Annotated in this window: 7 protein-coding genes, 1 other RNA gene and 1 pseudogene; 5 read left to right on the plus strand and 4 right to left on the minus strand. The window is 68.9% G+C overall.

Annotated elements, in window-relative coordinates:
- Nucleotides 1–21: 21 nt before the first annotated feature.
- Together HMPREF0321_RS02230 and HMPREF0321_RS02235 are read right to left on the minus strand one after the other, a co-directional pair.
- Nucleotides 22–3,402 (minus strand): pyruvate carboxylase, encoded by a 3,381-nt coding sequence (locus HMPREF0321_RS02230; protein ID WP_006943837.1) that lies wholly within the window; start codon nucleotides 3,400–3,402, stop codon nucleotides 22–24.
- Nucleotides 3,403–3,631: 229 nt separating this feature from the next.
- Nucleotides 3,632–5,212: an MFS transporter gene (locus HMPREF0321_RS02235; RefSeq protein WP_006943845.1), complete on the minus strand. Its 1,581-nt coding sequence runs from the start codon at nucleotides 5,210–5,212 to the stop codon at nucleotides 3,632–3,634.
- A 414-nt stretch (nucleotides 5,213–5,626) separates the two neighbouring features.
- Between HMPREF0321_RS02235 and ssrA the strand changes: the two genes are divergently transcribed.
- Nucleotides 5,627–5,993, plus strand: a transfer-messenger RNA (tmRNA) gene (gene ssrA, locus HMPREF0321_RS15305).
- A 99-nt stretch (nucleotides 5,994–6,092) separates the two neighbouring features.
- Here ssrA and HMPREF0321_RS02240 read toward each other — a convergent pair.
- Nucleotides 6,093–6,395, minus strand: a complete 303-nt coding sequence (locus tag HMPREF0321_RS02240) for a hypothetical protein (protein WP_006943838.1) — start codon at nucleotides 6,393–6,395, stop codon at nucleotides 6,093–6,095.
- 35 nt (nucleotides 6,396–6,430) lie between these two features.
- Here HMPREF0321_RS02240 and HMPREF0321_RS15890 point away from each other — a divergent pair, with 35 nt between their 5' ends.
- Nucleotides 6,431–7,111: a HipA N-terminal domain-containing protein gene (locus HMPREF0321_RS15890; protein ID WP_006943859.1), complete on the plus strand. Its 681-nt coding sequence runs from the start codon at nucleotides 6,431–6,433 to the stop codon at nucleotides 7,109–7,111.
- Entirely contained in the window at nucleotides 7,020–7,364 is a 345-nt protein-coding gene (locus HMPREF0321_RS17315) for a HipA domain-containing protein (RefSeq protein ID WP_371168038.1), read from the plus strand. The genes HMPREF0321_RS15890 and HMPREF0321_RS17315 overlap by 92 nt, the downstream gene beginning before the upstream one ends.
- 40 nt (nucleotides 7,365–7,404) lie before the next feature.
- On the opposite strand, the gene HMPREF0321_RS02255 is transcribed toward HMPREF0321_RS17315, so the two are convergent.
- Complete coding sequence (locus HMPREF0321_RS02255; RefSeq protein ID WP_006943857.1) at nucleotides 7,405–8,055, minus strand: hypothetical protein; 651 nt, start codon at nucleotides 8,053–8,055, stop codon at nucleotides 7,405–7,407.
- A 110-nt stretch (nucleotides 8,056–8,165) separates the two neighbouring features.
- Between HMPREF0321_RS02255 and HMPREF0321_RS14610 the strand changes: the two genes are divergently transcribed.
- Together HMPREF0321_RS14610 and HMPREF0321_RS02265 are read left to right on the plus strand one after the other, a co-directional pair.
- On the plus strand, nucleotides 8,166–8,519 hold the full coding sequence (locus HMPREF0321_RS14610; RefSeq protein WP_006943839.1) for a hypothetical protein: 354 nt from the start codon (nucleotides 8,166–8,168) through the stop codon (nucleotides 8,517–8,519).
- A 264-nt stretch (nucleotides 8,520–8,783) separates the two neighbouring features.
- Nucleotides 8,784–8,980 (plus strand): annotated as a pseudogene (locus tag HMPREF0321_RS02265) (hypothetical protein); the annotation flags it as partial.

Below are 8,980 nucleotides of genomic sequence, written 5' to 3' on the forward strand. Positions count from 1 at the left end.
GTCAGGTCACGGCGGCGGACATCACTCGATGACGATGACGAGGTCGCCGCCCTCGACCTGCGTCTCGTGCGTCAGAGCCACGCGCTTGACGGTGCCCGCGACGGGCGTCGTGATGGAGGCCTCCATCTTCATCGCTTCGATCGTCGCGACCGTGTCGCCTGCCGCGACCTCGTCACCCTCGGCGATGCTGACGGACACCATGCCCGCGAACGGAGCGGCGACATGGCCGGCGTTCTTCGGGTCGGCCTTCTCGACGGCGGCGACGTCGACCTTGACGGCGTGGTCGCGCACCTGGACGGGACGCAGCTGGCCGTTCACGGTCGCGAGCACGGTGCGCATGCCGCGCTCGTCGGGCTCGGAGACCGACGCGACCGACAGCAGGATCTTCTTGCCCGGCTCGAGGTCGACCTCGTGCTCCTGCCCGGGTGCGAGGCCGTGGAGGAACTCCTTCGTCGACAGCACCGACAGGTCGCTGTAGAGCTCGCGGGCGCGTGCGTAGTCCTGCGTCGGGCCGGGGAACAGCAGGCGGTTGAGCGTTCCGCGCGGGTCGCGTGCGAGGTCGGCCTCGTCATGGTCGCTCAGCTCCTCGACGCGCGGGCGCACCGTGCGTCCGGCGAGGGCCTTCGTGCGGAACGGCTCGGGCCAGCCACCGGGCGGGTCGCCGAGCTCGCCGCCGAGGAAGCCGATGACGGAGTCCGGCATGTCGTAGTTCTGCGGGTTGGCCTCGAAGTCCTTCGGGTCGGCGTTCGCGCTGACGAGCGCGAGCGCGAGGTCGCCGACGACCTTCGAGCTCGGCGTCACCTTGACGACGTTGCCGAGGATGTCGTTGGCCGCGGCGTACATGTCCTCGATCGCCTCGAAGCGGTCGCCGAGGCCGAGCGCGATCGCCTGCTGGCGCAGGTTCGACAGCTGCCCACCCGGGATTTCGTGACGGTACACGCGACCCGTCGGCGCGGCGAGGCCCGACTCGAACGGCTTGTAGAGGGTGCGCACGGCCTCCCAGTACGGCTCGAGGTCGCACACGTTCGCGAGGTCGAGCCCCGTCGCACGGTCCGTGCCGTCCGTCGCGGCGACGAGCGCCGACATCGACGGCTGGCTCGTCGTGCCCGACATCGCGGCGCTCGCGACGTCGACCGCGTCGACGCCCGCGTCGATGGCGGCGAGCAGCGTCGCGAGCTGGCCACCGGCCGTGTCGTGGGTGTGCAGGTGCACGGGCAGGTCGAAGCGCTCCCGCAACGCGGTGACGAGGGTGCGCGCCGCCGGGGCGCGCAGCAGACCGGCCATGTCCTTGATCGCGAGGACGTGGGCGCCGGCGTCGACGATCTTCTCGGCGAGCGCGAGGTAGTAGTCGAGCGTGTAGAGCTTCTCGTCGGGGGAGGCGAGGTTGCCGGTGTAGCACAGTGCCACCTCGGCGACGGCGGTGCCCGTCTCGCGCACCGCTTCGATGGCGGGACGCATCTGCTCGACGTCGTTGAGGGCGTCGAAGATGCGGAAGATGTCGACACCCGTGCGCGCGGCCTCGGTGACGAACGCGTCGGTCACCTTGGTCGGGTACGGCGTGTAGCCGACGGTGTTGCGCCCGCGCAGCAGCATCTGGATCGGGATGTTCGGCATCGCCTCGCGCAGCTTCGCGAGTCGGTCCCACGGGTCTTCGGACAGGAAGCGCAGCGCGACGTCGTACGTCGCGCCGCCCCAGGCCTCCATCGACAGCAGCTGCGGCGTCATGCGTGCGACGTACGGCGCGACGTGCAGCAGGTCGCGGGTGCGGATGCGCGTCGCGAGCAGGGACTGGTGGGCGTCGCGCATCGTCGTCTCGGTGACGGCGGCGGCCTGCTGCTCGCGCAGAGCGCGGGCGAACGCCTCAGGCCCCTCGGTGATCAGCCGGTCGCGCGCGCCGGGCGGGACGGGGCCGCTGACGTCGAATGCGGGCAGCTTCTCGCGCGCCGTGATGGCGAGTGCCGAGTGGTCGCCGTACGGCTTGTTGACGGTCGTCTCGGCGAGGTAGGTGAGCAGCTTCGTACCGCGGTCGCCGGGGGTGCGCGCGTCGAGCAGGTGCGGGTGGGTCTCGATGAACGACGTCGTCACGTTGCCGGAGACGAATGCCGGGTCCTCGAGCAGGGCCTGCAGGAAGGGGATGTTCGTGCTGACACCGCGCACGCGGAACTCGGCGAGGGCGCGGCGGGCGCGGCGCACGGCCGTCGCGAAGTCACGGCCGCGGCAGGTGAGCTTGACGAGCATCGAGTCGAAGTGGGCGCTGACCTCGGCGCCCATGTGGATCGTGCCGCCGTCGAGGCGAACGCCCGAGCCGCCCGCGGAACGGTAGGCGGTGATCGTGCCGGTGTCGGGTCGGAAGCCGTTGGCCGGGTCCTCGGTCGTGATGCGGCACTGCAGCGCCGCGCCGCGCAGGTGGATGTTCTCCTGAGCGAGGCCGAGGTCGTCGAGGGTGTCGCCGGAGGCGATGCGCATCTGCGCGGCGACGAGGTCGACGTCGGTGACCTCCTCGGTGACGGTGTGCTCGACCTGGATGCGCGGGTTCATCTCGATGAACACGTAGCGGCCGCGGGTGTCGAGCAGGAACTCGACGGTGCCGGCGCACGAGTAGCCGATCTCCTTCGCGAAGGCGACGGCGTCGGCGCACATGCGTTCGCGCAGTTCGGGGGAGAGGTTCGGTGCCGGCGCGATCTCGACGACCTTCTGGTGGCGTCGCTGCACGGAGCAGTCGCGTTCGAAGAGGTGGACGACGTCGCCCTCACCGTCGGCGAGGATCTGCACCTCGATGTGGCGCGGGTCGACGACGGCTTCCTCGATGAAGCAGGTCGCGTCACCGAAGGCGGATTCGGCTTCGCGCATCGCGGCCTCGAGGTTCTCGCGCAGCGCCTCGGGCTTCTCGACGCGACGCATGCCGCGCCCGCCGCCGCCGGCGACGGCCTTGACGAAGACGGGGTAGCCGATGTCGTCGGCGCCCTTGACGAGTTCGTCGATGTCGGACGACGGCGGCACGCTGCGCAGCGTCGGCAGGCCGGCGCGCTTGGCGGCGGCGATGGCCGTCGCCTTGTTGCCCGTCATGTGCAGCACCGCGGGCTTGGGGCCGATGAAGGTGATGCCGGCGTCCGCGCACGCCTCGGCGAGCAGCGGGTTCTCGGACAGGAAGCCGTAGCCGGGGTAGATCGCGTCGGCACCCGATTCGCGGGCGACGCGGATGATCTCGTCGACGTCGAGGTAGGCGCGCACGGGGTGGCCGACCTCGCCGATCTGGTAGGCCTCGTCGGCCTTGAGACGATGCTCGCTGCCGCGGTCCTCGTGGGGGAAGACGGCGACGGTGGTGGCGCCCAACTCGGTGGCGGCGCGGAACGCGCGCACGGCGATCTCGCCTCGGTTGGCGACCAGGACCTTGCGGAACATGCACATCTCCGTTCGGGGGTGGGGCGCCGCGGCGGCGCAGGTGGTGCTGACACTACCGGTCGCTCAGCGCTGAAAACCGCGGAGTTTCGCGGCAAAACCGACCAATAGCGAACAGTTGGCAACACCTGCGTGTCTCGCACCACACCGGACGTGAGAAAAGCCTCTGGGCGGGCCCGACGCCGGGTCGAGCCCGCCCAGAGGCGAGGGTGTGCGCGCCGAAGCGACCGCGTCAGCCCACGTGCACGGTGGGCGCTGCCCCGTCGGTCTGCAGTTCGTCGTTGCGAATCGTGATGAAGATCAGGATGAGCAGGGCGCCGACGAGAAGCATTCCGGAGGCCACCCAGAACCCGTGCGTCGAGGCGAAGGTCTGCACGTCGAGCGCTCCGGCTGCCTGCTGGGCCTGCATCTTCGACTTGAACTCAGCCGTTCCCTGCACCGACGTCGGCACCTTCGCCATCGCGGCAGCGGCGGCGGCCTTGAGCTCGTCGGCACGCTGCGTCGCATAGTGCGAATACACCGTGGTGAGAGCGGCGAGACCGATCGAACCACCGATCTGCTGCGCGGTGTTGAGCGCGGAGGCGGCGGCCCCCGAGTCCTTCGCTTCGACGCGGTGGGAGGCGGCGAGCGTCATCGGGATGAAGACGAAGCCCATGCCGAGGGCCATGACGAAGATGCCGGGCAGCAGGTGCGTCGCGTAGCTCGAGTGCGTGTCGAGCTGGGTGAACGACCACATGCCCGCTGCTGCGAGCAGGCCGCCGAAGCCCGAGAGGTAGCGCGGCTTGATGCGCGTGACGAGGTTCTGCGACAGGCCCGCGGCGATGACGATGCCGAGGCTGAACGGCAGGAACGCGAAACCTGACTTGACCGGCGAATAACCGAGCACCTGCTGGATGTACAGGCCGAGGAAGAAGAACATCGCGAACATCGCGGCACCCATGATGAGCATCGCGAGGATGGCGGTGCCTCGCGTGCGGTCGGCGAGGATGCGCATCGGCAGCAGTGCGTGCTCGGTGCGGCTCTCGATGGCAGCGAACGCGATGACGAGCAGGGTGCCCACGATCAGCGGCACGAGCGTCCAGGTGTCGCCCCACGAGTGAGACGCGGCGTTGGACAGGCCATACACGATGCCGAACAGACCCGCGGTCGCCGTGATGGCGCCGATGATGTCGAGGGTGCCTTCGTGACCGTCGGATTCGACGAGCACGCGGGGTGCGAGCACGGCAACGGCGATGCCGATGGGCACGTTGATGAGCATCGTCCAGCGCCAGTCGATCTCGGTCAGCACGCCGCCGAGGATGAGGCCGATCGCTGCACCGGCGCCGGACATCGCGGCATAGACACCCATGGCGCGGTTGCGCTCCTTGCCGGGTGGGAACGTCGTGTTGACGAGGGCCAGTGCCGCCGGCTGAGCCAGCGCCGCACCGGCACCCTGGAGCACGCGCGCGGCGAGCAGGAGGGTGGGGTTGGGCGCGATGCCGCCGAGCAGCGAGGCGAGCGTGAACACGACGAGGCCGGTGGTGAACATGCGGCGGCGTCCGAAGATGTCCCCGAGGCGCCCGCCCAGCAGCAGGAGCGAGCCGAGGGCCAGCGCGTAAGCGGTGACGACCCACTGCAGGCCGGACTGGCTGAAGTGCAGATCGGTCTGGATGTGGGGCAGGGCGATGTTCACGACCGTCCCGTCGAGCACGATCATGAGCTGGGCGCAGGCGATGACGAAGAGCGCGAGGCCGAGGTTGGGCTTCTTGGGGTTGTCGGTGGATGACTCCAGCGTGGCGTCGGGGCTGTGAGTGCTGGCAGCAGCAGTCGACATCAGCCCCTCCTTTCTCGAGTTGGCGCCCTTGAGGGGGCCGGGGGAGGCGGGGGGGGGGGGGGGGGGGGGAGACCGGCGAGAAGCCGAAGGGGTGAGATGCGCGCGGAATCGAACGCGCGCGGGAAGGGGTCGGGCGCTGCGCTGGGTCGTGCAGCCGCGCGTTGGCCGCCGTTCGTCGGGATGGGGATTGGCCGCCGCGAGATGCACCGAGCAGCGAGATGGTTGAAGATGCAACGACCAAAGATCAACGATAGACCCCTCGGGGTGAGGCGCCAAAGCGATCCTCGTGTGGCGCGCGACACGGCAGGGGGCGCAGCGCGTGGGAATGCGCTCGCGTCCTTCGCTGTTGAACCGCTAGACTGACGGACGCTGATTCGTCAGTAAGCACAACTCCACAGAGCGAACAGTTTCCATGGGGATGATCGGTTTCGACATCGGTCGCCGTCCCAGGGGAAGCGGGCCGAGGATGCAGAGTTATCTCGTTAACGCTCTCTGCAAACCCATAGGTGCCGATTCCAAGCGCACCGACTTCGCCCTCGCCGCCTGAGCGAGTCCGAAGTCTGTCAGCCTGAGCTAGTTCTCGACTCAGTGTCTGGCATCAGCTAGAGAACTTGCTGCAACGTCTTGTCGAGGGGCGTTGTGGGACTCTCACTCGACTGGGCCTGTCGCGGAATGTGTCATTCCTTGCCGCGGGGCCGAGAAAATCCACAGAATGACTGCGCCCGGAGAAGCCCTGGATCGCCGTCGATGGACGGGGGTTCAATTCCCCCCATCTCCACCACCTCCATGCATCGGTCGCGAGGCCGAGCGGCTGTTCGCAGAACTCGTCACGCAGCGTGAATCAGGCTGCTGCGTGACGCGTGTGGCACGGAGCCCGCCGTCATCCCTCTCGAGGGGTGACGGCGGGCTCTTGCACGTCGTGCGGTCCGGCGCGCACCACTCGCCGATGCCGAGCCACCGCTGCACGATCGGCGTCATAGATCGCGACAAACCCGGCCGGGTTGATGGCCGTCCCGCCCGACTTCTCGATCAATAGATCGCCCATGGACGAGCTCGTGGCGTCCACCGATCCCCACCACCAGTACGCACGCGGGAGGGCTTTGGCCAGCTCTGCGCCGCTGGAGGATTGAGAGATGAGCGGCGCCGCCATCAGCGTCTCGACGTCGGTCGACGGTGAGGACATGACGGTCGGTACGTGGCATCCGCATCCACGAAGCGGTGGCACTTTTGTATGAGGAGTCGTGGGCGGGCGCTGAATACGGCTACTCGCTGTCGCCGGCGCTGCCCGTGCTGGCAGGCAGTGCGCCTCAGGTGACATATGCCGAGAAGGGGGCCCTGCCGCTGGTCTTCTCGGACAGCGCACCTGCTCGGTGGGGCCGGCAGATCATCGAACGGACGTGGCAGGCCGACGGCAGGGGTGTGCCTGGCGCAGTCGACGTCCTTCTCGCCGTGCGCGACCGGCTACGGATGGGCGCACTTCGCTTCGCGCGCGACGGAGTCGAGATGAGCGAGAGCGCAGGCGTGCCCAAGATGCTCGACATGGCTCACCTCGAGGCGGTGGCGCAGCGAGCGGAGAGTCACACGGACAGCGACGCGGACATCAAGGAACCGTTCGATGCGGGTTCGTCGATGGGTGGTGCGCGCCCCAAGGCCGTCGTCGTGGACGAGAACGGGCACCTCATGTTGGCGAAGTTCACCTCGACCAAGGACGACACCGACGTCGTCGCGTGGGAGAAGGTCTGCCTGGACATCGCCGCACACGCTGGGATCACCGTTGGTGGCGGTGGCCGAAGCGTTCGAACCGCACATGGCCGCCTCCGGCCGTGTGGATCTCGCGGAGCTCTGGAAGCGCACAGTGCTGAACCTCCTCGTGGGAAACAAGGACAACCACCTGCATAACCACGGCTTCCAACCGCACCACGATCGAGCCGTGCGCGACGGGTTCGACGGTGTGATGAGGCAGCGAACCCGCGAGGTGTTGGGGGAGCGCCCGGCCCCGTCGTGTTGGATCTCGCCCCACATGACGCCTCCGCTGGACCGGTGGGGCGATGCCGTGTCTGTGGGCGCCCGCTTCTCGCTCACCGGAGTCCATTGCACGTGGCTCCGGCCCCGAATGCTCCAAGAAGGTGTGAGCGTCGGGGTCGAGCCGTGAAAGGGGCGCGGGCCGTGTGAGGCCGCAGAACGCAGTGTCCTCAGGTCGCCGGGACGCACACCACCTGGTCGAGGTCGGCGGCCAGCGGCCGGCCGACGTTGTTCTTCACGACGTTCTTGACGCGTGCGACGCAGCGGACGCGCTTGTCGTCCTTCGTCAGGTAGGTCGTGCCGTGCGCGGCGATCGTCGCGGTGTCCTGGCCGGTCGAGTCGACCTCGATGCGGCTTCGCGCGTACGTCTCTGTCAGCCCGTTCTTCTTCTGCGCGGCGACGCTGAGGGCGTGCAGGTCATCGGGCGACCACGTCACGTCACTCGAGGCCGGCGCGGCGACGGCCTTCGCCTCCGGGCGCCAGTCCTTCTCAGGGACGGCGGCGGCACGCGCTGCGCTCAACGCGTCGGCGCGCTCGATCGTCGCCGTGGCCGACGCGATGGGCGCCGGGCCCGCCACGCGATGACGCATCGACGGCACCGCCGCCACGAGCGCGACGACGGCGAGCGCCGCGATCACGCCGAAGCGCCACGGGTGGGCCTGCTCCAGGCACATCGACGCGAACATCCACGCGATCGCGCCGATCAGCACGGCGCAGAACGCGAGCGCGGCGAGCGTCGAGACGACCGTCGCGTGGGTGGGGGACAGCTGCGGCAGCCACATCGTCGCGACGTGGGCGGCGTGATCGAAGTGCACCGTCATGAGAGCTCCTTGGGCGCGGGGCTGCCTCGTCGCAGCCGCTCGAAGCTAGGCCGACAGCCTGAGAACCCGCCGAGAGGGCGCCGGACGTGCGCGGTGCGATACTGCACGGGATGCCCCCTTCCGACTCCCGCCTCGTCCGCGCCTGCCGCGCGCTGCTCGTGCTCGCCCTCGCACTGCAGACGTACCTCCTGTACGTGTTCCATTCGAGCGGGGCAGAAGGTGAGCTGTTCCCCCACGCCGACAAGGTGGTCCACGCCTGCATGTTCGGCGGACCCGCACTCCTGGCACTGCTCGGACGGTGGCGATGGGTGGCGCTCATGCTCGCGTTCTATGCGCCGATCTCCGAACTGATCCAGGGCACGGACGTCGTGGAGCGCGACGCGGACTGGCGCGACGCACTCGCCGATGTGACAGGAATCATCCTGGCGTGGGGGTTGACGCGTCTGCTGCGCCGCCGGGCGTGACGTAGACTTGGGGGACCATTGATCTTGCGTTCAGTAGGTTTGCTTTCGGTTTGAGCGTGCCCGCAGCTACTCCCTGTGGCGGCACGTGGTGGTGAGAGTAGGCCCGTTCTCTGAGCGTCACCCACGATGTGACGCCGTCATGTGAGCGCCGAGATCCCACGCAACAGCGCCGATCCACCCAGTACGCAATCCTTCCAGCCCATGTGCTCCACGGGCTCTCTGGCGTGCTCGCCTTCGGTGCTCTCGACCGAGAGGTTCACACCCATGTCTTCGACGAACAACAACAACGGCAAGAAGCCGCGCTGGTCGCACGCCGACAAGGCCGGCGCCAAGCGCGGCCAGGACCGCTCCGGCGGCCGCGACTTCGGAGGACGCCGCGACGGCGCCGCGGGCGGACGCGACGAGCGACGCGGCGGTTTCAGCCGTGACAACGATCGCCGTGAGGGCGGGTTCCGCGGCGG

It is taken from the genome of Dermacoccus sp. Ellin185 (genome assembly GCF_000152185.1).
In the GTDB taxonomy this organism is placed as follows: Bacteria; Actinomycetota; Actinomycetes; order Actinomycetales; family Dermatophilaceae; genus Dermacoccus; species Dermacoccus nishinomiyaensis.